Origin of the sequence: Ensifer sp. ENS02 (assembly GCF_014851885.1) — a bacterium.
Lineage (GTDB): Bacteria > Pseudomonadota > Alphaproteobacteria > Rhizobiales > Rhizobiaceae > Ensifer > Ensifer adhaerens.
Genome location: NZ_JACVAO010000002.1, coordinates 462685 through 484268, shown reverse-complemented (window position 1 = coordinate 484268; position 21584 = coordinate 462685). Strand labels below are relative to the sequence as shown.

Annotated in this window: 22 protein-coding genes and 2 pseudogenes; 8 read left to right on the top strand and 16 right to left on the bottom strand. The window is 63.9% G+C overall.

Annotation, left to right across the window (positions count from 1 at the left end; genetic code table 11):
* Positions 1–128 precede the first annotated feature (128 nt).
* Together IB262_RS06955 and IB262_RS06950 are read left to right on the top strand one after the other, a co-directional pair.
* Positions 129–2462: an EAL domain-containing protein gene (locus IB262_RS06955; protein WP_192493487.1), complete on the top strand. Its 2334-nt coding sequence runs from the start codon at positions 129–131 to the stop codon at positions 2460–2462.
* Between the two features lie 139 nt (positions 2463–2601).
* Positions 2602–3390, top strand: coding sequence for a L,D-transpeptidase family protein (locus IB262_RS06950; RefSeq protein WP_112975677.1), 789 nt, complete (start codon positions 2602–2604; stop codon positions 3388–3390).
* A 74-nt stretch (positions 3391–3464) separates the two neighbouring features.
* Here IB262_RS06950 and IB262_RS06945 read toward each other — a convergent pair whose 3' ends face one another.
* Complete coding sequence (locus IB262_RS06945) at positions 3465–3941, bottom strand: MarR family transcriptional regulator (RefSeq protein ID WP_060516254.1); 477 nt, start codon at positions 3939–3941, stop codon at positions 3465–3467.
* Between the two features lie 116 nt (positions 3942–4057).
* Between IB262_RS06945 and IB262_RS06940 the strand changes: the two genes are divergently transcribed.
* The gene (locus tag IB262_RS06940; RefSeq protein ID WP_060603983.1) at positions 4058–4480 is read left to right on the top strand and encodes an organic hydroperoxide resistance protein; all 423 of its coding nucleotides are present in this window, start codon (positions 4058–4060) and stop codon (positions 4478–4480) included.
* An 89-nt stretch (positions 4481–4569) separates the two neighbouring features.
* On the opposite strand, the gene IB262_RS06935 is transcribed toward IB262_RS06940, so the two are convergent.
* A complete protein-coding gene (locus tag IB262_RS06935; RefSeq protein WP_060584245.1) occupies positions 4570–4857 on the bottom strand; it encodes a DUF1236 domain-containing protein in 288 nt (95 codons plus the stop codon).
* 138 nt (positions 4858–4995) lie between these two features.
* On the opposite strand from IB262_RS06935, the gene IB262_RS06930 reads away from it, so the two are divergent.
* The gene (locus IB262_RS06930; RefSeq protein ID WP_060516252.1) at positions 4996–5253 is read left to right on the top strand and encodes a hypothetical protein; all 258 of its coding nucleotides are present in this window, start codon (positions 4996–4998) and stop codon (positions 5251–5253) included.
* A gap of 58 nt (positions 5254–5311) precedes the next feature.
* Here IB262_RS06930 and IB262_RS06925 read toward each other — a convergent pair.
* Together IB262_RS06925 and IB262_RS06920 are read right to left on the bottom strand one after the other, a co-directional pair.
* Positions 5312–5513 (bottom strand): annotated as a pseudogene (locus tag IB262_RS06925) (alkylphosphonate utilization protein).
* A gap of 80 nt (positions 5514–5593) precedes the next feature.
* Positions 5594–7168, bottom strand: a complete 1575-nt coding sequence (locus IB262_RS06920; RefSeq protein ID WP_060516251.1) for a helicase HerA-like C-terminal domain-containing protein — start codon at positions 7166–7168, stop codon at positions 5594–5596.
* Between the two features lie 250 nt (positions 7169–7418).
* On the opposite strand from IB262_RS06920, the gene IB262_RS06915 reads away from it, so the two are divergent.
* Complete coding sequence (locus IB262_RS06915; protein WP_034789243.1) at positions 7419–7811, top strand: hypothetical protein; 393 nt, start codon at positions 7419–7421, stop codon at positions 7809–7811.
* A gap of 74 nt (positions 7812–7885) precedes the next feature.
* Here the strand turns inward: IB262_RS06915 and IB262_RS06910 are convergent, their stop codons facing one another.
* Together IB262_RS06910 and wrbA are read right to left on the bottom strand one after the other, a co-directional pair.
* A complete protein-coding gene (locus tag IB262_RS06910; RefSeq protein ID WP_210333127.1) occupies positions 7886–9088 on the bottom strand; it encodes an MFS transporter in 1203 nt (400 codons plus the stop codon).
* Positions 9088–9720, bottom strand: a complete 633-nt coding sequence (gene wrbA / locus IB262_RS06905; RefSeq protein ID WP_112975675.1) for an NAD(P)H:quinone oxidoreductase — start codon at positions 9718–9720, stop codon at positions 9088–9090. Before wrbA ends, IB262_RS06910 begins: the two co-directional genes overlap by 1 nt.
* A gap of 108 nt (positions 9721–9828) precedes the next feature.
* Here wrbA and IB262_RS06900 point away from each other — a divergent pair.
* Positions 9829–10732, top strand: a pseudogene (locus IB262_RS06900) (LysR family transcriptional regulator).
* On the opposite strand, the gene IB262_RS06895 reads toward IB262_RS06900, so the two are convergent.
* The 3 genes from IB262_RS06895 to IB262_RS06885 all read right to left on the bottom strand — a co-directional run bounded on the left by IB262_RS06895 (position 10729) and on the right by IB262_RS06885 (position 14105).
* Entirely contained in the window at positions 10729–11889 is a 1161-nt protein-coding gene (locus IB262_RS06895) for an MFS transporter (RefSeq protein ID WP_112975657.1), read from the bottom strand. The pseudogene IB262_RS06900 and the gene IB262_RS06895 overlap by 4 nt on opposite strands.
* A gap of 93 nt (positions 11890–11982) precedes the next feature.
* Entirely contained in the window at positions 11983–12819 is an 837-nt protein-coding gene (locus IB262_RS06890) for an aldo/keto reductase (RefSeq protein WP_090294708.1), read from the bottom strand.
* Positions 12820–12923: 104 nt separating this feature from the next.
* A complete protein-coding gene (locus IB262_RS06885) occupies positions 12924–14105 on the bottom strand; it encodes an MFS transporter (RefSeq protein ID WP_060603996.1) in 1182 nt (393 codons plus the stop codon).
* A 139-nt stretch (positions 14106–14244) separates the two neighbouring features.
* Here IB262_RS06885 and IB262_RS06880 point away from each other — a divergent pair, with 139 nt between their 5' ends.
* A complete protein-coding gene (locus IB262_RS06880) occupies positions 14245–15138 on the top strand; it encodes a LysR family transcriptional regulator (protein WP_090294705.1) in 894 nt (297 codons plus the stop codon).
* Positions 15139–15159: 21 nt separating this feature from the next.
* On the opposite strand, the gene tam is transcribed toward IB262_RS06880, so the two are convergent.
* The 6 genes from tam to IB262_RS06850 all read right to left on the bottom strand — a co-directional run bounded on the left by tam (position 15160) and on the right by IB262_RS06850 (position 19828).
* Positions 15160–15933: a trans-aconitate 2-methyltransferase gene (tam, locus tag IB262_RS06875; protein ID WP_112975656.1), complete on the bottom strand. Its 774-nt coding sequence runs from the start codon at positions 15931–15933 to the stop codon at positions 15160–15162.
* Positions 15934–15945: 12 nt separating this feature from the next.
* The gene (locus IB262_RS06870; protein ID WP_034789254.1) at positions 15946–16608 is read right to left on the bottom strand and encodes a haloacid dehalogenase type II; all 663 of its coding nucleotides are present in this window, start codon (positions 16606–16608) and stop codon (positions 15946–15948) included.
* A gap of 190 nt (positions 16609–16798) precedes the next feature.
* Positions 16799–17359, bottom strand: coding sequence for a phosphatase (locus tag IB262_RS06865; protein WP_112975655.1), 561 nt, complete (start codon positions 17357–17359; stop codon positions 16799–16801).
* A 106-nt stretch (positions 17360–17465) separates the two neighbouring features.
* Complete coding sequence (locus IB262_RS06860) at positions 17466–18149, bottom strand: YoaK family protein (RefSeq protein ID WP_112975654.1); 684 nt, start codon at positions 18147–18149, stop codon at positions 17466–17468.
* 108 nt (positions 18150–18257) lie between these two features.
* Positions 18258–19298 (bottom strand): zinc-dependent alcohol dehydrogenase family protein, encoded by a 1041-nt coding sequence (locus IB262_RS06855; RefSeq protein ID WP_112975653.1) that lies wholly within the window; start codon positions 19296–19298, stop codon positions 18258–18260.
* Positions 19295–19828, bottom strand: a complete 534-nt coding sequence (locus IB262_RS06850) for a GNAT family N-acetyltransferase (protein WP_112975652.1) — start codon at positions 19826–19828, stop codon at positions 19295–19297. The genes IB262_RS06855 and IB262_RS06850 overlap by 4 nt, the downstream gene beginning before the upstream one ends.
* 152 nt (positions 19829–19980) lie before the next feature.
* Between IB262_RS06850 and IB262_RS06845 the strand changes: the two genes are divergently transcribed.
* Positions 19981–20862 (top strand): branched-chain amino acid aminotransferase, encoded by an 882-nt coding sequence (locus IB262_RS06845; protein ID WP_034789259.1) that lies wholly within the window; start codon positions 19981–19983, stop codon positions 20860–20862.
* 75 nt (positions 20863–20937) lie between these two features.
* On the opposite strand, the gene IB262_RS06840 is transcribed toward IB262_RS06845, so the two are convergent.
* The gene (locus IB262_RS06840; RefSeq protein ID WP_112975651.1) at positions 20938–21453 is read right to left on the bottom strand and encodes a hypothetical protein; all 516 of its coding nucleotides are present in this window, start codon (positions 21451–21453) and stop codon (positions 20938–20940) included.
* Positions 21454–21584: the final 131 nt, after the last annotated feature.

Here is a 21584-nt window from a genome sequence, read left to right as displayed (position 1 = left end):
CAACTTGACCGTTGCAACCTCTACACGATTTTTCTACAGTTATTTAGGAAGAGCTAACTCTTGCTCGTCTAACGTGAAGTGGGGAAAGATCGACCAGCGACGCGGCGAAGAGCGTCGGGAGGCCTTGCTTGGCGAAGAACACGTCCCGCAATCCGCGATATGCCGCTCTCAATGCCGGCGGCAACGCGGAAACGCGCCGCCTGATCGACGCCAGCAATCGGCTGGCCGAGGAGGTCGCGCGCATCTTTCCGAGCGAACCCGATATCGCCGATCGCCACTACTGGTTGGAGACGATCATCAACCACGTGCCGGACTACATCTACGCCAAGGATGTGGAGGGGCGGTTCCTGATCGCCAATCAGGTGACGGTTGCCGACAACGGGCTCAAAGCCATGAAGGATATCGTCGGCAAGACCGATTTCGATCTCCATCCGCCGCAGATGGCCAAGGCGATTGCCGACATTGAGCGTCGCGTCATCGAAACCGGCGAGCCGATCTTCGGCATCGAGGAACGGGCCATCGTTAGCAAGGGCCGCGATCGCTGGCTGATGACCTCCAAGGTGCCGCTGCGCAACAAGAGCGGCAAGATCGTCGGCATCGTCGGCGTTTCGCGTGACATCTCCGACCGCAAGGCGGCCGAGCGGCTGCTCGAAGGGCAGGCGCGCCTGCTTGAGATGATCGCCAACGGCCGGCCGCTCGACGCCTTCTTCCGCGACATGATCCTGTTGATCGAAGCCTTGATGCCGGGCATCAAGGGCTCGGTGCTGCTGCTGTCGCCCGATGGCCGCTATCTCTTCCACGGCGCAGCGCCAAGCCTCGACGAGGCCTATTGCGCGACCATCCACGGCGTCGAGATCGGCCCGCGCATGGGCTCCTGCGGCACGGCCGCCTGGCGCGGCGAGCAGGTGATCGTCTCGGATATTCAGGTCGATCCGCTCTGGGACGATTATCGCGAGCTGGTGCTTCCCTACGGCTTCCGCTCCTGTTGGTCGACCCCGATCCATTCGCGTGAGCGCAAGGTGCTCGGCACCTTCGCGCTCTATTCCGATGTCGTCGGCGTGCCCGACGACGGACAAAAGGAACTGATCGCCATGGCGGCGCATCTCGCCGGCATCGCGATCGAGCGCAAGCAGGCGGAAGATCGCATCAGCTTCATGGCGCACCACGACGCGCTGACCGGTCTGCCCAACCGCGCCCAGTTCGAGGAACAGGTCGCCGAGGCGCTGGAAGCCCTGCGCGGCAGCGGCCAGTGGGCGGTGCTCGCCTTCCTCGATCTCGACAATTTCAAGCTGGTCAACGATACGCTCGGCCACGCCGCCGGCGACGAACTCTTGAAGGTCACGGCCTCGCGCATGCGCGCTTCGGTGCGTAAGTCCGACATGGTCGTGCGGGTCGGCGGCGATGAATTCATCCTGCTTTTGAACGGGCTTCCCTGCGAGCGCGATATCGTGCTGGCTCGGCTCGAGGATATCCGGCGAGCGATCGCCGCGCCGATGCAGATCGAGGGCCGCAGCCTGCAGGTCACCTGCAGCATGGGGGTCGCCTGTTTTCCCAATCAGGGCAAGACGGTCGGCGAACTGCTCGCCAATGCCGACATGGCGATGTACCGGGCCAAGGAGCTCGGCCGCAACAACCTGCAGGTCTTCACCGAAGAGATGGCCGCCAAGGCGCATGAGAAGCTCAAGCAGCAGGAGGAGCTGCGCCAGGCGCTCGCGCGGCAAGAGTTCTTCCTGCAGTTCCAGCCGCAGATGAATCTGGCGACTGGCCGCGTTTTCGCGGCCGAAGCCTTGCTGCGCTGGCGCCACCCCGAACGCGGCACGGTCTCGCCGGCGGCGTTCATTCCGCTCGCCGAGGAAACCGGGCTGATCGTGCCGATCGGCGACTGGGTGCTGCGCGCGGCCTGCCGCCAGGCCAGGGCCTGGCAGGATGCCGCCCTGCCGCCGCTGATCATCAGCGTCAACGTTTCGGCGCGCCAGTTCCGTGAGCGCAACTGGGCCGCCCATGTCGCGGCAATTCTCACAGAGACCGGGCTTGACCCGTTCTGCCTCGAACTGGAACTGACCGAGAGCCTGATCATGCAGGATGTCCCTGGCGCGATCGCCACCATGCACGAGCTGCAGGCGATCGGGGTGCACCTGGCGATCGATGATTTCGGCACCGGCTATTCGAGCTTGAGCGCGCTCAAGCGCTTCCCGGTGCGCCGACTGAAGATCGACCGGTCCTTCGTCGCCGACATTCCGACGGATCTCGACGACAACGCGATCACCGCCGCGATCATTTCGCTTGCGCGGAACCTCGGCCTTCGTGTCATTGCCGAGGGTGTGGAAAACCAGGCCCAGGTGGAATTCCTGCGCCAGAGCGGTTGCGACGAAATCCAGGGCTACTTCTTCAGCCGGCCGCTCTCGGCTCCGGATTTCGAGGCACTGATGCTGCAGCCGCGGTTCAGTATCCACAGCGTTTGAGCCCTGCCACCCTCGCGACGCAAGCTTCGTTCCAGCCGTAAATGCAAGCATCGCCCCAATCCGTGGGGGCTGTGCGTAGCATTTCGTTAAGCAAATTCATGCAGCACTCCTCATGCCGCACTCAAGCCCCCAGAGTTCGATGTCCTCTTCAGTCCTTTTCTCCCGTCGCCAGTTTCTTCGCTCGTCCGGCGTGGCGCTCGCCTCCGCCGGTCTTGCGAGCTGCACTTCGTCGATGAACACGGATGTCTTTCGCTATGAGACGGCGCCGGTGTTCCGCAATCCAGCGGTCGAGGGACGGTTTACCGATCCGCGCGCCGAAGGCATCTATGAAAGGCAGGATGGCCCAGGGCCAGTTCCAACCGGTCTTCCGCCGCAGGGCCTCTATGTCTCGGACATCTATGCCAGCGTTTCCGATGGCGGCTACCAGGTGCCGGAAATTCCCTATCGCCAGATCGACGCGCGCTTCTACCGCCAGGAGGTCAGCGATCCCTTCGGCGAGCAGCCGGGCACGATCGTCGTCGATACCGGCGACCGCTACCTCTATCTGATCCAGCCGGGTGGCCGGGCGCTGCGTTACGGCGTCGGCCTCGGTCGCGAGGGTTTTGCCTGGTCGGGTCGCGGCGTCATCCAGTGGAAACAGAAGTGGCCGCGCTGGACCCCGCCGGACAGCATGGTCGCCCGCCAGCCACAGCTAAAGCCCTATTCGGCCCAGAACGGCGGTATGGCCCCAGGCCTCAACAATCCGCTTGGTTCGCGCGCGCTCTACATCTTCCAGAACGGCCAGGACACGCTTTACCGTGTTCACGGCACGCCGGAATGGAAGTCGATCGGCAAGGCGGTTTCGTCGGGCTGCGTGCGCATGCTCAACCAGGATGTCATGGATCTCTACGATCGCGTCCGCGGCAAGGCGCCGATCCTCGTTATCTGATGACGGGCAGGGGCGGATATCCGCCCCTCACGTTTCTGCACAGCACCCACCGCGTCGAGCGGAAGGCAGGTCGGTCAATCCTCGCCGGGGCCGGCATTGAGCTGCCGCGTCAGCTGATGCAGCGTCTCGCGAATGTCTTCTGCTTGCTTCAGGCTGCATCCCGAGGCCTTGCTGATGCCGATCAGGATGCCGAAAGCCTCGTTTTTCAGGTCCTGGCCCTTGTCCGTCAGCCGCACGATCACCTGACGTTCGTCGCTCGGGTCGCGCTGGCGACCGACATAACCGGCTGCCTCCAGGCGCTTGAGAAGCGGCGACAACGTGCCTGAATCCAGACCGATCTCCTCGCCGATCCGCTTGACCGTCATCTCGTCCTGTTGCCAGAGCGCCAGGAGCACGAGATATTGGGGATAGGTGAGGCCGAAACGATCGAGCAGCGGCTTGTAGGCGCGGTTGAATGCATGGGCCGCAGAATAGACCGCAAAACACAGCTGCTTGCCGAGCGCGAGTGCTTCCTCGGGAATGGTGTCGCTATGTGCCGCCTTGTTCGCCATGCGCCATTGTCGCAAAAAGACGCTCGAAATGCAATTTGCAAAATTAATTTGCGTACAATTGAATTTTGCGCTATCTAAATCGCATTCACTCAGGAAACGCAAAGGAGACCCCGCCAATGCCCATTCTTTACCGCACCACTGCATCCGCAACCGGTGGCCGCGCCGGCCAGGCCAAAAGCGCCGACGGCGTGCTCGACGTCACGCTCACCGTTCCGAAGGAACTTGGCGGCGACGGCGCCCGCGGCACCAATCCCGAGCAGCTCTTTGCAGCCGGCTACTCGGCCTGCTTCCTCGGCGCGCTGAAATTCGTGGCCGGCAAGGAGAAGGTAAAGCTTCCGGAAGACACCACGGTGACGGGAACCGTCGGCATCGGTCCGCGCGAGGATGGCACCGGCTTCGGCATCGATGCTGCGCTCGAAATCACTTCGCCGGGCGTCGACAAGGCCGTGCTCGAAGATCTCGTCCAGAAGGCGCATATCGTTTGCCCCTACAGCCATGCAACCAAGGGCAACATCGACGTCAAGCTGACCGTCGCCTGAGTTTCTCAGATTGAGTTCTCTCAGATCCCCTGTTGAAAGAAGCCCGGCGGTCTCCGTCGGGCTTCTTTTTTCAGGCATGTTGTGCCGGTCTACTGCAGAACCTCGATGACCCGCCTGCTCTGCGGATCAACCAGCACCCTTTGCTGGTTGACGACGACATAGCCGTAGGTCGGTTGCTGCGGGATCGGGTAGACCTCGACCGTGTCCGGCAGGGGTTCGCCCACGACGACAGTGCCGTCATAGGTCACGGATGGGCTGGTTTGCTGAAGGACGTAGGTTTTGACCTCGCCGGGAACGATGACCGTCGTGGTCTGAGCCAGGGCGACGCCGGAAAAGGCAAGGCTTGCCACAAAACCGGCTAGGATGATTTTCTTCATGACAGTACCTCCTGTCCCTAGCCAACGGTCCGGCGACCGATTGGTTCCCCTGCCGCGGCGCGGGAACCTATGCTTCGACCGGGAGCTGCTGGAACCTATGCTCGGGCTGAGGAGTTGATGAGCAGGAGGTAAAATAGGATGATCGCCAGGCCGAAAACTAGAACCTGCGCGCTTGCGCAGCGAGAGCTCGAATGCGCGACCGCATTGCGCGAGGAGTTCCAACTGCTGACGGATCTCGCCGAGCGGGTAGGGTGGCATTGGGACGAGATCGCCTTGGCTCTGCTGGAGTTGACGGACGAATACGCCGCCACCCAGCGGGCCGCCGTTGCGGTGAGCGGGCGCCGCTTGAGCGCTTCACCCTCCCCAACACACGGCATTGACAAGACACGGCATTGATCGGCACGGCTGGCCGTCGGGTCATTTCGCCGTGCCGTTCCGGCATCCCGCGCGGGCCTTAAGCCTTCTTCAGAAATTCGGTGCGCATCACCCGACCCTTGGTCTTTTCGACGCGGCACTCGACTTCATCGGGGGAGGATGCGCTTGACCATCGTCCCGCGCTTCAGCGTCGTCGAGGTTCCCTTGCCTTTCAGGTCTTTGATCAGGGTGACGTTGTCGCCGTCCTTGAGGATGGCGCCGATTGAATCCCTCACATCCATGCGGATGTTCCAGAAATGACGACGCGCCCTGATTTGGTCAGGGCGCGTGGGAATAGATGGGCCGCGTCGGCCGGTCTTGGTTAGCGTCGGCTAAGGCTGCCGAGGATGCCGCGCACCAGGGCGCGGCCGACCTGGGTCGCGACTGTGCGGGCGACCGATTTCATCGCCGCTTCGACGACCGTCTCGCGCTGGTAGCCGGAGCTGCGCGGGCGCGCCTGCTTGCCGGCCGGTGCCGCCTGATCGTCGTCGCCAAAGCCCGGCAGCGTCCAGCGGCTGCCGCCGGTGCTCGCCTCGCTCGTCTGCTGCTCGGCCTGAGACTGTGCCTCGGCCTGTGCGTCGGCTGCCTTTTTGGCGCGCGCCGCCAGGATTTCGTAGGCCGATTCACGGTCGAAATCCTCATCGTAAAGCTCACGGACCGGGCTCACGTCCATGACCTTCTTCCGTTCGGCCTCCGTCAGGGGGCCGACGCGCGACTGCGGCGGTCGCACCAGCGTACGCTCGACCATCGAGGGCGCGCCCTTGCCTTCGAGCGTGGAGACCAGAGCCTCGCCGGTGCCGAGATTGGTGATCACCGTGGCGCAGTCGAAATCCGGGTTCGGGCGGAAGGTGTCGGCGGCGGTCTTCACCGCCTTCTGGTCGCGCGGCGTATAGGCGCGCAGCGCGTGCTGAACGCGGTTGCCGAGCTGACCGAGAACCGTGTCGGGCACGTCGAGCGGGTTTTGGGTGACGAAATAGACGCCGACGCCCTTGGAACGGATCAGGCGCACCACCTGTTCGACGCGTTCGATCAACGCCTTCGGCGCGTCGTTGAAGAGCAGATGCGCCTCGTCGAAGAAGAAGACCAGCTTCGGCTTGTCCGGGTCGCCCACTTCCGGCAGCTCCTCGAACAGTTCCGACAGCAGCCAGAGCAGGAAGGTGGCGTAGAGCCGCGGGTTCATCATCAGCTTGTCGGCGGCCAGCACCGAGATCGCGCCGCGGCCGTCATTGGTGGTGCGCATGATGTCGGAAATCTTCAGCGCCGGCTCGCCGAAGAAATGTTCGGCGCCCTGCTGTTCGAGGATCAGCAGCTCGCGCTGAAGCGAGCCGACCGAGGACTTGGAAATGAAACCGAACTGATTGGAAAGCGTGCTGGCATTGTCGCCCATGTAGTTGAGCAGCGCCTGCAGATCCTTGAGGTCGAGCAGCGGCAGTCCGCCCTCATCGGCGATCTTGAAGGCGATGTTGAGCACGCCTTCCTGCGCGTCGGTCGCGTTCATAAGCCGCGACAGGAGCAGCGGGCCCATCTCCGACATGGTGGTGCGAACGCGATGGCCCTTCTCGCCGTAGATATCCCAGAAGATGACCGGGAATTCCTGAAACTCGTAAGGATTGGTCGGCAGGCCGATCTGTTCGGCACGCTTCAGGATGAAATCCTTGGCCTCGCCGATCGCGCCGATGCCGGAGAGGTCGCCCTTGACGTCGGCGCAGAAGACCGGGACGCCAGCGTTGGAAAAGCCTTCGGCAAGCACCTGCAGGGTGATCGTCTTGCCGGTGCCGGTGGCGCCGGTGACCAGGCCGTGTCGATTGCCGAACTTGAGCTCCAGATACTCGCCCTTGTTGATCGAATCATCAGGCTTGCGGCTGGTGCCGATAAAGAGCTTGCCTTCTTCCAACATGTGGGCTTCATCTCCGTTTCATCAATGAAAGCGGGCGGTTCGCAGTGTCGCAGGGGCGCGCCGTCATCGAAATGTGCCTGGATTTCTGTTATAGGTGGTGCGGTTGCGCCCGGCAACAAGGCTGTGCCTATCCGCGACCGGAATGCGGCGATATCGACGGATCGATAGTCACGGCTCACGGCTTGTTATTTGGTGGGCGATCATTTACCTTGACGTCAACGTCAAAAATCCAAAATGAGGGAGTTTCTCCATGAATGAACTGGTCACGCGCGTTGCTGAAAATGTCGGCATCGAGCCGGCAACCGCCGAAAAGGCTGTCGGCATGATCCTCGGCTTCCTGCAGCGCGAAGCCGCCGACGGTCCGGTTGCCCAGATGATTGAAGCGATCCCGGGCGCGTCCGAACTGATCGCGCAGTACAACGGCGAAGGCACGGGCGGCGGCGGCCTGCTCGGCGGTCTGATGTCGGCAATCGGTGGTGGCGGCGTCATGGCGCTCGGCCAGCAGCTGATGAGCCAGGGCCTCGGCATGGGTGAAATCACCGGACTTGCAAAGGAAACCATCGCGTTCGCCAAGGAGAAGGCCGGCGCAGACGTGGTCGACGAAGTCGTCGCTTCGGTTCCGGGTCTCAGCCAGTTCGTCTGATACCGGCGACTCGAATCTAAAAAACGAAGCCCACCGGCGTCTGCCGGTGGGTTTTTTGTTGCCTGCGGCCCCTGTCAGCGTTCCGGCCTGCTTTCCCGTAGCGTCCGTTCGAGTGTGGGCGTCAGCCCGATGCAAAGAACGGCACTGGCGCCGATAAAAGCCGCACCCGATGTCCATCCGTAGCGTTCGATCGCGGTTCCGACCGCGACGGGGCCGACGAGTTGCCCGAGATTGCTGCCCTGCATCAGCAGGCCCATCGCCATCGGCGCAAGCGCCGGACGTGGCGACAGGAGGGGCACCGATGAGATCAGCGTCGCCGGAATGAGCCCGCCGATCGCGGAAAACAGGATGCAGAGCGCCAGGATCAGATGTCCGCCTGATGGGCTCAGGAAGATCCAAAGGCCGGACACGCCGGTCAGCAACGCGGCGCTTGCGACCAGCCTGCCGCGGGCGAAGCCGCGGGACAGAAGATGGCCGGCGGCCAGATTGCCGAAGACGTTCACCAGCGTGATGATGGCGCTCAACAGGCCAACGGTTCCAAGCGAGACCTGCAGGCGCTCGATCAGCAGGATCGGCAGAAAGCTGGAAAGCGTGAAGCTCATCAGGCTGTAGAGCGAAAACAGCGCGAAGAGCAGCACGGGCCCGCGGCTCGTCAGCGTTTCCGCGGCATCATCCCGGAAGCGGGTGGCGACACGGGGCGTTTGCCGGGGTGGCGACACGGCCAGGAAGATGGAGGCGAGGCTCGCAAGCGTGAGCAGCCCATTGCTCCACCAGATCGCCTGCCAACCGGCAAAGGCAGGCCCCGTCAGCATGGCGATCGCCATGCCCGCGGGCATGAAACAGCTCCAGAGCGCAAAGACGAGGTCGCGGCGCTCCTGCGTCACCAGACGCATGAGGATGGCGGGGCCGGCGACGACGACAAGCAGAAAGCCGAAGCCCTCGATGATGCGCGACAGCAGAAGCAGCGTGAATGCTGGGCTCGCCGCGCCGGCAAAGGAACCGAACGCCAGCAGCGCCATGCCGATGCCAAGCAGGCGCCGGTCGCCGACAGCTGTGACGAACGCGCCGGCTGCCATGCCCCCGACGACACCTACTACGGCGAAGACGGAGGTGATCCAGCCGAGGGCGGAGAGGTCGAGCCCAAGATCGGACTGAAGCAGCGGGCCGGCAATCAGCCCCTTTCCCACCTGCATCGCCGCGACCACGCCGGCCGCAACAACGGTCATCACGCCCGACCAATCGGTTCTTTCGCGAACAAAGGCTGCGGCCATGGCCATCAGGCGATCTCCGCAACGCGGGTGCGTCCGGCAACCAGCGCTGTTGCCAGTTCCGCCACGTGGCGCCCCTGGAAGCGTGCGCCTTCCAGTTCGTTGGCGCTCGGCTGCCGGTCGCCGCCGTTGCCGTCATCGGCCAGCGTCGAGGCGCCATAGGGTGATCCGCCGGTGATTTCGTCCATGCGCATCTGGCCTTTGAAGCTGTAGGGAAGGCCGGTGATCACCATGCCGAGATGCAGCAGCACGGTATGCGTCGCGAGTATCGTCGATTCCTGGCCGCCATGCTGGCTTCCGGTCGAGGTAAAAACGCTGCCGATGCGCCCGACCAGGGCATCGCGCGCCCAGATCCCACCCGCCTGGTCGAGAAAGTTCTTCATCTGGGCGGCCATGTTGCCGAAGCGTGTCGGCGTGCCGATGATGATCGCGTCATAATCGGGCAGTTCGGCGATTGTTGCCACCGGCGCATCGTGGTTGCGCTTGTAGCCGGCCTTGACGGCCACGGCTTCCGGGACGATTTCCGGCACGCGCTTGAGCGCGACGGTGGCGCCGGCGGTGCGCGCACCCTCGGCGACGGCCTTCGCCATGGTCTCGATGTGGCCGTAGGAGGAATAGTAGAGCACGAGCACCTTGGTCATTTCGGTTTCCTTTTTGTGGGCGGCATTGCCGTTCACTGAAAAGATGGGTGCTTTTCTCGATCTCTTGGAGTGATATAATTTTCATCAAGATGATCTATGGAATCGATCATGCTCGATGCCCTTACTCTCGATCAGATGCGGACCTTCGTGACCGTCGCCGAAAGCGGAAGCTTCCGCGCCGGCGCCGCCAGGCTCTCACGGGTGCAATCGGCCGTCAGCCACGCCATCGCCAACATGGAGGCCGAACTGGGGGTCGGCCTTTTCGACCGGTCCGGCCACCGGCCGGTCCTGACGGCGGAAGGGCATGCGCTGCTCGCCAATGCGCGCGACATCCTGTTGCGGGTGGACGCGATGCGCGCCCGGGCACGCGGCCTCGGCGAAGGCATCGAGCTTGAGCTTTCTCTGGTCGTCGATAGGCTGTTTCCGATCGAGACGGTCGGCCTGGCGCTGAAAGAGATGCGGGGCACCTATCCCGACGTGTCGATCCGGCTTGCGGTCCTGCCGCTGGGTGGTCCGCTCGATGGGCTAGTCGATCGCCGTTTCACGCTCGGCATCACCGTCGGCGAGGATTTCCGCGATCCGGCGATCGCCCGCCGGGCACTGTCGACGGTCGAACTCGTTGCGGTCGTTGCCGCCCATCATCCCCTAGGTCTCCTCGCGGGGGGCGACGTGCTCGACAACGCCGAGCTTGCAGACCATCTGCAGATCGTCCTGTCGGATCAGTCGCAGCGCACGGTCGGGCGCGACTACGGCGTGCTCTCGCCGCAAACCTGCCGTGTCAGACACAAAGCATGCGATGATCCGCTCGGGCCTCGGCTGGGGTCGATTGCCGTTCTGGCAGGTGGAGCGCGACCTTGCGGAAGGCCGGCTCGTGCGCATGCCGACGGCCGCCCTTGGCCGCAACAGCCAGGTGGGGGCCGAAGCCTATCTCGTTCATCGGATCGACGAGCCGCTCGGGCCGGCCGCCCGCATCTTCAGCGAGGCTCTCGCCCGGATCTGCGCGGAGGGCTAGCGTCGGCCGTTGAGCGCGAAGGCAAGCGTGAAGACCACCAGCACGACGCCCACGCCGATCGGGCCAGCGATCGGGTTGATAAAGTTCATCAGCGCGCCGGTCGCGCCGGATCCAGCCGCGCTGCCGGCGGCATAGGCGAGCGAAAAGGCGGCACTGCCGGCAACCAGCATGCTGCCGCGATACTCTTCCCCGAGCATGGTGAGCGCCGCCGTATAGAGCGCGAAGCTCGCCGCGCCGATGAAGGCGAAGGTCAGAAGCAGAGCGATATCGGACGACAGCAACGGCACGAGCAGATAGCCGCTGGCAGCGATCGCGGCCGCCGAGATCGCCACCCGGCGGCGCGGCAGGCGGTCGAGAAGCACGCCGATGAAAGGCTGTGCCACAGCTGTCGGTATCGCCAGCGCCGTTACGCTCAGCGCGGCAAAGGCCTGGCTGTGGCCGGTCTTGACGAAATAGACCGGCATCGCCGAGATCGCGGCGATATCGGCAAATCCGAACATCAGCACCATGAGGATCAGCATCGGCGCCTTCCCGAAAAAGGCGAAGAGGTCCGGCGTCGAGGACGGCTCGGGCCGGGAGTGGGCGCCCATGGTCAGCAGCCCCGTGAGGAAGGCGACGAGTGCGATATAGATCGCCAAGAGGGCAAAGCCGAGACCGCCGCTGGTGCCGAGCAACGGGATCGCCAGCGGACCGGCCGCAAAGCCGCCGCACATGCCGGCGCCATAGAGGCCGGAGACGCGGCCGCGCAGCCGGTCCGGACAGGCGGTGTTCAGCCACGCTTCACCAAGCATGAAGACCATGCTGACGAAGAAACCCAGGGCAAAGCGGGCGATAAACCAGATGACGAGTTCCGACGTCGAGGCAAGTGTCGCGAGACAGATGGAACAGCCGATGAGGCTGGCGATGATCAGCTTGTCGGCCGAGGCGAGCCGCGTCAGCCGCCCGAGAATAAGCGTCGCAACACCGAGACCGGCGGCAAAGCCCAAGGCATTGAGGCCGATCATGCCGGCCGAAACGCCGCGGCTCTCAAGCGAAAGCGAGATCAGCGGATAGGTGAGCCCCTGCGCCACCGAGAAGGCGGTGACACCGAGAACGACGGCGATAATCGCCGGCCAGTCGGGAGCAAAATCGCTCGCCTGTGCCTCGTGCAACGACATCGCCCCCTCCCTACGATCCGTGTCCTTGAGGCGATGTCCATATCGTATCCGCCGCCGGCAGGGAATTGGCCGGCGGCGAAATGATTGCGTTCGTTAAGCAGCCTTGTCCCAGACGGGGGCAAGGCCTTCCGGGTTGACGATGCGGCCGTCGGCACGCGCAAGGGCGTGGATTTCGGCCATTTCGCCGTCGCCGAGCGCAAAGTCGAAGATCGCGAAATTTTCCTTCAGGCGATCGATCGTCGCGGTCTTTGAAAGGGTGATCACGTCCTTCTGCTGCACGAGCCAGCGCAGCGCTACTTGCGCGGCCGTCTTGCCGTGGCGGGCACCGATCTCCTTCAAGAGTGGATCGCTCGGCACCTTGCCGTTCGCCATCGCATAGTAGGCGGTGATCGACATGCCGTGCTTGCGGGCGGTCTGAAGCACCTTGGTCTGATCAAGATACGGGTGGTACTCGACCTGGTTGGTGGCGATCGGCGCGTCGCTCAGCTTCACGGCCTCTTCCATCTGCGCCGTGTTGAAGTTGCTGACCCCGATGTGGCGAACCTTGCCGGCCTTGTGCACTTCGTTGAGAGCGCCGATGCGCTCGGCCATCGGCACGTCGCTGCCGCCCGGCCAGTGCAGGAGAAGCAGGTCGACATGGTCGGTCCGCAGCTTCTTCAGGCTTTCGTCGACCGAGGCGAGGAAGTCGCGATGGGCATATTTGTCGACCCAGACCTTGGTGGTGAGGAAGATATCGGCGCGTGACACGCCGGAATTATGGATGGCCTCGCCGACTTCGGCCTCGTTGCCGTAGATCTGCGCCGTATCGACGTGATGGAACCCGAGCTTCAGGGCTTCCGGCAGAACGCGCAGCACATCGGCGCCGGGCATGCGGAAAGTGCCGAAGCCGAGCGCCGGAATGTTGGCGCCGTTGGAATTGACGGAATGCATCGTGGGTAACTCCTTGTACTGGGGATGTTATGCTTGATAAGCGCCCGGCCACCTGGCCGGGCGAAAAAGGAATGAGGCTATAGGTGGTCCTCGCAGACGGCGGTTCAAGCCGTTTGGTAGGCCGCCCCGGTGCGACGATCAAGGGCGCCGCTCAGGAGCGTGAGCAGCAGCGCTGCGGCGACGAGCAGGGCACCGATCACGGGCGTCATGCCAAGGCCGAGCGGCGAGGCGACGATGACGCCACCGAGCCAGGCGCCGACGGCGATGCCGAGGTTGAAGGCCGCGATGTTGAGCGCCGAGGCGACATCAACGGCGCCCGGACGATGTTGCTTGGCAAGCTGCACGACATAGAGCTGCAAGCCCGGCACATTGGCGAAGGACAGGAAGCCAAGGGCTGCAAGCGTGACCAGCGTCAGCACCGGCGAGGGGGCCGTGAAGGTGAAGAGCACGAGCACCGCCGCCTGCGCCAGGAACAAGCCGATCAGCGCCTTGACCGGGTCGCGGTTGGCGATCTTGCCGCCGGCAATGTTGCCGATGGCAATCGCGATGCCGTAGAGCACCAGGATCAGGCTGACGGCGCTTTCCGAAAAGCCGGTGATGTCCTGCAGGATCGGCGCCAGGAAGGTGAAGGCGACGAAGGTGCCGCCGTAACCGAGCGCGGTCATGGCAAAGACGATCAGCAGGCGGCCGGAGCCGAGCACGCGCACCTGGTCGATGAGCTTTGCCGGCGGCGCCTTGGACAGCGTGTTCGGCAACAGGGCTGCGATCGCGACAAGAGCGACGACGCCGAGACCGGTGACGGCCCAGAAGGTGGCGCGCCAGCCGAAGGTCTGGCCGATCCAGGTGCCGAGCGGCACACCGGTGACGATCGCGACGGTCAGGCCCATGAACATCATGGCAATGGCCGAGGCGCGGCGGTCTTCCGGTACGAGGTCGGCGGCAATGGTCGAGCCGACCGAGAAGAACACGCCATGGGCAAAGGCAGAAATGACGCGGGCGACGAGCAGCGGTTCATAGCTCGGCGACAATGCTGCGGCGGCATTGCCGACGATGAACAGCGCCATCAGGCCGATCAGCAGCGGTTTGCGCTCGATCCGGCCGGTGAGCGCGGTGAGAACTGGCGCGCCGAAGGTGACGCCGAGCGCGTAGACGCTGACGATCAGGCCGGCGAGCGGCAGGGTGACATTGAGGTCGGTGGCTACCGTCGGCAGGAGGCCGACGATCACGAATTCCGTTGTTCCGATCGCATAGGCCGCGATCGTCAGCGCAAGTATGGCAATAGGCACGACGAGACCTTTCCCACCCGGCTGGGAGCACCGGGCGTGTGGTTGTTGTTGAAGTCGGGTGGAATATGAGCCTTTGCACTCATCACGATAATACGCATAATCAGACAAACGTTTGTGAATTGAGTTCAAAGGGAAGCGCATGGACAACCGAGCCGGTGAGATGGAGGTTTTTGTCGCCGTGTCGGAGACCCGCAGCTTCTCCGCTGCGGCGCGGCGCCTGAAATTGTCGCCGTCGGCCGTCAGCAAGCTGGTGACCCGCATCGAGGACCGGCTTGGCACGCGCCTGCTCGTGCGCTCGACCCGGACCTTGCAGCTGACCCCGGAAGGCGAAGTCTATTTCCAGCGGGCGCAACGGATCCTCGGAGATATCGCCGAGACCGAGCATGTCGTTGCCGCCGGCGGACGCATGGCGCCGCGTGGGCTCTTGCGGGTGAACGCCGCCGTCGGCTTCGGCGAGCGCTACATCATGCCGCTCGCGCCGGAGTTCCTGGCGCGATACCCGGAGGTCCAGCTCGACCTGACGCTGACCGACAGCATGATCGATGTCGTCGGCGAACGCACGGACGTGGCGATCCGCACCGGACCGCTGCGTGATTCATCCCTGAAGGCGCGCAAGCTGATGGAAACCCGGCCGGTGGTGATCGCCTCGCCCGCCTATCTTGAAAAGTATGGGATCCCGCAAACCCCTGACGATCTCGACGGCCACAACTGCGTTCGCTTCAACTTCCGACGCAGCGTCGACGAGTGGGCGTTTCGCGGGCCGGGCCAGTCTCAGATCGCGCACCGAACCGTCTCCGGCAATATGCAGGTATCGAGCGGTTCGATCGTCCGCCAGCTTTGCCTTGCCAGCGTCGGCATCGGGCGCATCGGTCGTTTCCATGTCGAGCCGGATTTCGAGGCTGGAACGCTGGTGCCGCTGCTCGAGGACTATCAGTCGGGCGAGATCGAGACGGTCTACGCCGTCTATGCCGGCCACGAGCATCTCGCTGCCCGTATCCGCGCCTTTATCGATTTTCTGGCGGAGCGCATGTAAGCGCCCGGCGGGCAGACGAACTCAGCCCGCCTTGACCGCCACGATGAAGAACCTCGGAAAACGCAAGAGTACCTTGCCGTCGCTCGTTGCCGGATAGGCCGCGCGTATCCGGTCGGTGTAATCGGCGAGAAAGGCGCTCCGCCGGTCCTCGGGCAAGGTATCGAGATAAGGTCTGAGGCCGGTCCCCTTTACCCACTCGACGATCGCTTCGGCATTGGCGAGGCGATGATAGTAGATCGTATGCCAGACCTCGATGCGCGCTGCCCACGGAACCAGGCATTCGACATAGGTTGCCGGCGGCGGCATCGGGTTGCGGCGGATAGCCTTGCCGGCAAAGGTTTCAGCGAAAGCCGGGCTGCGCGCGGTCTCTTCCATCAGGAGGTGGCTCGGCTCTCCGAGGTTGTCCGGCATCTGCACCGCGAGCGTACCGCCGGAGGCAAGCGCCTTCATCAGCCTTTCGAAGATAGTGAGATGGTTCGGAAGCCACTGGAAGACCGCGTTGCCGTAAAACAGCGAGGCGCCGGCGGGAGGAACCCAGGCCGCAAGATCCGCCTTTTCGAAGGATACCCCGGGCAGCCGCTTGGCGGCGGCAAGGAGCATGTTCTCGTCGCTGTCGAGGCCGGAAAGCGTGGTCCAGGGAAACCGGTCGCGGATGAGCTCGGTCGAATTCCCCGGGCCGCAGCCGAGGTCGAAGGCGAGGCCTTCTGGCAGGTCAGGCACTTGGGCGAGAAGGTCTCTGGCTGGTCGGGTGCGTTCGTCTTCGAACTTGAGATACTGCGCGGGCGACCAGACCATCAAAGAACTCCTTCAGATACCGAATTGCAGGCTTTCGAGAGAGGGCAGGATCAAGGCAGGCCCATGATCGCGGTATTCGTCCGGCATGTCTGCCCGATTGATCCACACGGTGCGGAAGCCGAATTTCGTCGCCCCGGCAATGTCCCAGCGGTTCGACGACTGGAACGAGACTGCGTGCGGGTAGAGCCGGTAGCTGGTGGTAACGAGATCGTAGACGGCAGGCGCCGTCTTGAACGCCTTCACCGCGTCGACCGAAAAGACGTCGTCGATGACGATATCGAGTGCGGCGTTGCGCACGGCCGACGCGAGCATGGCCGGCGAACCGTTGGAGAGGATGGCGATCCGCGCCCCGCGCTCCTTGAGACCTTTCAGAACGGCCGGCACTTCCGGATAGCAGTCGAGCGTCCAGTAGGCGTCCAGCAACCGCTTGCGCAGCTTCGGGTCGGCGGAGGGAAAGCGCGCGAAGGCAAAGTCGAGCGCCTGTTCGGTCAGCTTCCAGAAATCCTGGTAGCTGCCCATCAGCGAGCGCACCCAGGAATATTCGAGCTGCTTGGCGCGCCAGAGTTCGGAAAAAGCCTGTCCGTCCGGACCGATCTCCTCAGCGTGGCGCCTGACGGCCGCATGCACGTCGAAGAGCGTGCCGTAGGCGTCAAACACATAGGCCGCGTGGGACATCGTTTCCTCCCGTCAGTTGTCTTCGGTGCTGGCTGACATGGCGAACATGCCACGTCAAAGCCTATCCGAAAACAAAGGCTTACAGCATCACGCCCGATCGGACAGCCCGCTGTCACCGTTCTTTACGCGGATCATGTCAAATATTTGTGCGTCGCACAACGGCCGGCCGCTCAAAGGCAGGTTTCCTGCCTTAGCCCTTGGCCGGTTTCCAGACTTTTGCCGGGAAGCGTAGCGCCTGCTTGGCGAGCTTGCCCTTGAACCCGAGCGCCGTGTCGCACAGGTTGACCACATGCCGGTTCGGCTTGGCTTCCGGGCGAAGCGCATGCAGGGCCGCGGCTGCCTCTTCCGGCGGCATGTAGCGTGCCAGAATGCCCAGCGTCAGCGCCGTCGCGCGGCCAATGCCCCGCAGGCAATGGACGAGCAGATGCGCGTCCTCGGGCAAGCGGTCGATGAAAGCGAAGGCGGCGTCGATCGCCTGCGGACGCGCCGCATCCGGTTCGTCAGGATCGGTGGTGTCGCCGAAAAAGAGTTCCAGGTGGTTTTCCGGCGGCAGCTCGATCATCGACAAAAGCCGGCTGCCGGGCGCGCGCATGGAGATGAGATGCGTCGGCGCCCAAAGTGCACGATTGTGCCGCGCCTCGGTCTGCGAGCTGACGATGACCCGGATCGGCCAGCCGGCCGGATGCGCCGAATTGGCGTTGAGGATGGGATGGTAAAGTTCATCCGCAGTAACGGCTGCCGCAAGCGCCATGGCAGGACCTCGCTTGTGATTCTTCAGCGCGGATTTTGCCCTGAAACCCGTCCGGGCTTAAGGGCAAAATCTTGGGGGGAGGCGAAAAGCTGTGGCCGGAGCGGGATCAGCCCGGATGGATGTAGCGCTTCGACCAGCGCGACGGCACCAGAATGGTGGCCAGCGTGAGCCCGGCGCTAAGCGCGAAGGAAGCCCAAAGCGACGCCGGGCCGAAATGGCGCTGCAGGACGGCGCCGGCGACAGCGCCAGAGAACATGCCAAGCCAGGGCACGATCTGCATGAGCCATTGGCGGTTGGTGTTGCCGAGCAGCCAGCGGCCGAGGCCGCGCCCGAAACGGGAAAGGGCACCCGTCACGTAGGTGAGCCCGATCGGCAGGCCCTCGATGTGCTCGACGGCGGCATTGACCAGGCCCATGGCAAGCACGATGCCGTAGAAATAGAAGGGCTTTGGCATCGAGGTTCCGAAGGCAGCGCAGAGCATTAGCGCCAAACTGACCATCGAGAGGACGCCGACGACGCCGAGGCGTGCGGCCGCAATCACGCCGAGCGCGTTGCCGATGATGAACGCTCCAAGCGCGCCGACGAGCAGCAGGGCGCCGGTGAAGTCGCCGTCGCCTAGCGCGATCGCCGCCCGCGTCGTGTTGCCGCTCATGAAGGAGACGAAGTCACCGATGCTCAAGAGCCCGATCGCGTCGGTCATCCCGGCGAGAAACGAGATCGTCGCGGCGACGGCCAGCGCCGTGCCGGTGCGCTGCCGCTTGATCAGTCTTCGCCGTCTCGCAATGGTCATCTGCCTTGCCTCCGATTGGGGACAAGGCTAGCGCATGCGGATGGTGAGTCGGAATGGGCGGTCATCATATTGCCTGCCGGCTGCGGCGTTCACGGCTTGCCGTGGCCGTCAGAAGCGCGTGATGACGCTGATACCGAGATCGGTGGCGCGGTCCATGGCGACGAGGGCAGGGATCGCCTCTTCAAGAGAAATTTCCCGCCCGATCAGTTGCCGCGGCTTCAGCTTGCCGTCGGCGATCATCGCCAGCATGGCGTCGTAGCGCCAGGCCTGCATGCCGTGGCTGCCATAGATTTCGAGTTCGTGGCCGATCACCTGCGCCATCGGGATCTGTGGCGTCGCCTGGTCGCCGAGCATCAGGCCAACCTGGACGTGGCGGCCGCGCCGGCGCAAGTTCTTGATCGAGTTGAAGCAGGTCACGGGATTGCCGAGCGCGTCGATCGAGACATGGGCGCCACCGCCGGTGATATCCTTTACCGCCGCTGCCACGTCCTGCACGTCACGGCCATTGATGACAGCGACTGCGCCGAGTTTTTTGGCGAAGGCGAGCTTGTCTTCGGCGATGTCGATCGCGATCGGCTGGGCGCCGAGGGCGGCCGCGATCATGATTGCCGAGAGGCCGACACCGCCGCAGCCATGCACCGCCACCCACTCGCCGCCCTTGACCTTGGCCTGGTCGGCGATGGCGCGGAACGACGTTGCGAAGCGGCAGCCGAGGCTCGCAGCCGTGGTGAAGTCCATGCTTTCAGGCAGATGCACGAGGTTCTGGTCGGCAAAGTCGAGCGCGACATATTCGGCAAACGAGCCCCAATGGGTAAAGCCCGGCTGGAACTGCGCCTCGCAGACCTGCTGGTTTCCCGAGCGGCACTCGCCGCAACGGCCGCATCCGGAAACGAAGGGCACGGTCACCCGATCGCCGACCTTGTAGCGCATGACGCCGCGGCCGGTGGCGGTCACCACGCCCGCCAGCTCGTGGCCGGGCACATGCGGCAGGCGGATATCGGCGTCATGGCCCATCCAGCCGTGCCAGTCGGACCGGCAAAGCCCTGTTGCCTCGACCTTGATGACCACGCCGTTCTCCGTCGGTGTCGGATCGGGAAGGGTACGGATTTCCGGCATCTTCTCGAAGGCGTCGTAATACATGGCTTTCATCGGGTCGCTCCTTGCAATGTCTCAATGGGTGGGGCGCGGCCGTCGATGTGGCGCACCATCAGAAATTCGTCGACCTCCCGGTCGCCGTCGAGCATGCCGCCGGGAACGTGCCCGATCTTGTAGAAACCCGCACGTTCATAAAAGCGGATCGCCGTCGGATTGTCGGCACGCACCACGAGTTCGAGCAGTCGGATGCCGGCCGAGCGCGCATGATCGGTCAGTTGCGCAAGCAGCTGTCGCGCCACGCCGGACCCGCGGGCCTCGTCACACACATAGACCATGATGATCGTGCCCCGATGCGCCAGCCGGCTCGCACGCTCGCGCATCAGGCCCATGATGCCGACCGGCTCATCGCTGTCGAAGGCCACGAATACGGCGTTGGCGGTCAGCCGCGCGCGCCATTCTTCAGCCGAAAGGCGCTCCCAGTCGGCCGCTGTCGAGGCGAAGGCCTGCGGCTCGCGGTTGAGCGCTTCCAGCCTGATGCGGCGGAAGATGTCCACGTCGTCAGCGTCGAGATGCTTGATGCGCACGGCTTTCCCTTTTCTTTGGCGAAGAGACTAAGCGAGAGGCCTTCGCGGTACCAGAACGGCCGCCATGACATTTTTTGATAGACCCATTCACCCCGATGCTGTTTTTTCGGGGTATGCGGAAAGACTGGAATAAAAACCTCAAGGAGACGCAGATGGCCGTCGATACATCCCCCCGCTCAGTGACCTGGACCTATGTCGATGGTGAATGGCTCTCGGGCAATCCGCCGCTGATCGGCCCGACCTCGCATGCGATGTGGCTGGGCTCGACGGTGTTCGACGGCGCCCGCGTTTTCGACGGCGTCGCTCCCGACCTCGACCTGCATTGCCAGCGCGTCAACCGCTCGGCCGCCGCACTTGGCCTGAAGCCGACGATGGCGGCGGAAGAGATCGAGGCGCTGACCTGGGAAGGCGCCAAGAAGTTCGACGGCAAGACAGCGCTTTATGTGAAGCCGATGTACTGGGCCGAGCACGGCGCGGCCGGTGTCGTCGCCATCGACCCGGAATCGACCCGTTTTGCGCTCTGCCTGTTCGAGGCGCCGATGGGCAACGGCCACGGCGGCTCGTCGCTGACGCTGTCGCCCTTCCGCCGTCCGACACTGGAATCGATGCCGACCGACGCCAAGGCCGGCTGCCTCTATCCCAACAACGCGCGCATCCTGACCGAGGCCCGTTCGCGCGGCTTCGACAATGCGCTGGTGCGCGACATGCTCGGCAACATCGCCGAGACCGGTTCTTCCAACGTCTTCCTGGTCAAGGACGGTGTCGTCTTTACGCCGGCCGCCAACCGCACCTTCCTTGCCGGCATCACCCGCTTCCGCGTCATGACGCTGCTGCGCGAAGCCGGTTTCGAAGTGGTCGAGGCGACGCTGACGATGGCGGACTTCGAAGCGGCCGACGAGATCTTTACGTCCGGCAACTACTCCAAGGTGCTGCCTGTGACGCGTCTCGAAAGCCGCGACCTGCAGGCCGGCCCGGTCGCCGCCAAGGCGCGCGATCTTTACATGGACTGGGCGCACGCGGCCCGCGACGTCTGACACCGCGCGCATGTAAAACCCCGGCGCACGGTCGTACCCGCTGCGCCGGGGCAAGATGGCCTTCGGTTCAGGCACTCAGTGCGAGCGGGGCGCGCGCGCACCGACCAGGGCGCGCCTGTGGATCAGGTAGGCCTGGACGGAGAGGCCTGCCAGGAAGATCACTAGCCAGGCAAGCAGCGTCGTCTGCACGATCGGCGATTCCGGGCCGCTGGCAAGTGGCTGCGAGGCGGGCAGGCGCTTCAACGTCTCGGCGATTGCCGGCACGATCAGCAGGAAATAGCTGAACGAAAGGCCAAGCGTTGCCAGGTAGGGGCGCAGGCGGCCGAAAAATTCGAGCCTTTGTGCTGCAAGGCTTCCACCGATGACGAGCAGCGTGACGATCCCGAGCGCATGGCCCGCGTTGAAGCCGCCGGTGCTCGAAAGCCCCGCGGACGTCAGCACCGCCAGGATGATCGCGGCGAGGTAGAGCTTGCCGGAGCGCGTGCCGGGAACAATCGCACCATACCGGGCAAAGCCATAGAGGCCCGCCACGACGGGGGCGAGGCTGATGACGGTATGGATGATGCCGAGTGTGGAAAGCGGATTTGCCATGATTTTCCTCCTTCATTCAACCGACTAGTTGGTCGGGATGTGTTCGAAAAAGAAACGCGATGATTTCACCTGCCATCGCGTCCGTTCGGTTTGATTTCTAGTGCTCGCAAATGTGGCCCGCCGTTCCCACG

What these genes read in the sequence shown, in the direction of transcription:
- IB262_RS06950 (WP_112975677.1), top strand. Translation starts at nt 2,602, where the DNA reads ATGTCCTCTTCAGTCCTTTTCTCCCGTCGCCAGTTTCTTCGCTCGTCC.
- IB262_RS06945 (WP_060516254.1), bottom strand. Translation starts at nt 3,941, where the DNA reads ATGGCGAACAAGGCGGCACATAGCGACACCATTCCCGAGGAAGCACTC.
- IB262_RS06940 (WP_060603983.1), top strand. Translation starts at nt 4,058, where the DNA reads ATGCCCATTCTTTACCGCACCACTGCATCCGCAACCGGTGGCCGCGCC.
- IB262_RS06935 (WP_060584245.1), bottom strand. Translation starts at nt 4,857, where the DNA reads ATGAAGAAAATCATCCTAGCCGGTTTTGTGGCAAGCCTTGCCTTTTCC.
- IB262_RS06930 (WP_060516252.1), top strand. Translation starts at nt 4,996, where the DNA reads ATGATCGCCAGGCCGAAAACTAGAACCTGCGCGCTTGCGCAGCGAGAG.
- IB262_RS06920 (WP_060516251.1), bottom strand. Translation starts at nt 7,168, where the DNA reads ATGTTGGAAGAAGGCAAGCTCTTTATCGGCACCAGCCGCAAGCCTGAT.
- IB262_RS06915 (WP_034789243.1), top strand. Translation starts at nt 7,419, where the DNA reads ATGAATGAACTGGTCACGCGCGTTGCTGAAAATGTCGGCATCGAGCCG.
- IB262_RS06910 (WP_210333127.1), bottom strand. Translation starts at nt 9,088, where the DNA reads ATGGCCATGGCCGCAGCCTTTGTTCGCGAAAGAACCGATTGGTCGGGC.
- wrbA (WP_112975675.1), bottom strand. Translation starts at nt 9,720, where the DNA reads ATGACCAAGGTGCTCGTGCTCTACTATTCCTCCTACGGCCACATCGAG.
- IB262_RS06895 (WP_112975657.1), bottom strand. Translation starts at nt 11,889, where the DNA reads ATGTCGTTGCACGAGGCACAGGCGAGCGATTTTGCTCCCGACTGGCCG.
- IB262_RS06890 (WP_090294708.1), bottom strand. Translation starts at nt 12,819, where the DNA reads ATGCATTCCGTCAATTCCAACGGCGCCAACATTCCGGCGCTCGGCTTC.
- IB262_RS06880 (WP_090294705.1), top strand. Translation starts at nt 14,245, where the DNA reads ATGGACAACCGAGCCGGTGAGATGGAGGTTTTTGTCGCCGTGTCGGAG.
- tam (WP_112975656.1), bottom strand. Translation starts at nt 15,933, where the DNA reads ATGGTCTGGTCGCCCGCGCAGTATCTCAAGTTCGAAGACGAACGCACC.
- IB262_RS06870 (WP_034789254.1), bottom strand. Translation starts at nt 16,608, where the DNA reads ATGTCCCACGCGGCCTATGTGTTTGACGCCTACGGCACGCTCTTCGAC.
- IB262_RS06865 (WP_112975655.1), bottom strand. Translation starts at nt 17,359, where the DNA reads ATGGCGCTTGCGGCAGCCGTTACTGCGGATGAACTTTACCATCCCATC.
- IB262_RS06860 (WP_112975654.1), bottom strand. Translation starts at nt 18,149, where the DNA reads ATGACCATTGCGAGACGGCGAAGACTGATCAAGCGGCAGCGCACCGGC.
- IB262_RS06855 (WP_112975653.1), bottom strand. Translation starts at nt 19,298, where the DNA reads ATGAAAGCCATGTATTACGACGCCTTCGAGAAGATGCCGGAAATCCGT.
- IB262_RS06845 (WP_034789259.1), top strand. Translation starts at nt 19,981, where the DNA reads ATGGCCGTCGATACATCCCCCCGCTCAGTGACCTGGACCTATGTCGAT.
- IB262_RS06840 (WP_112975651.1), bottom strand. Translation starts at nt 21,453, where the DNA reads ATGGCAAATCCGCTTTCCACACTCGGCATCATCCATACCGTCATCAGC.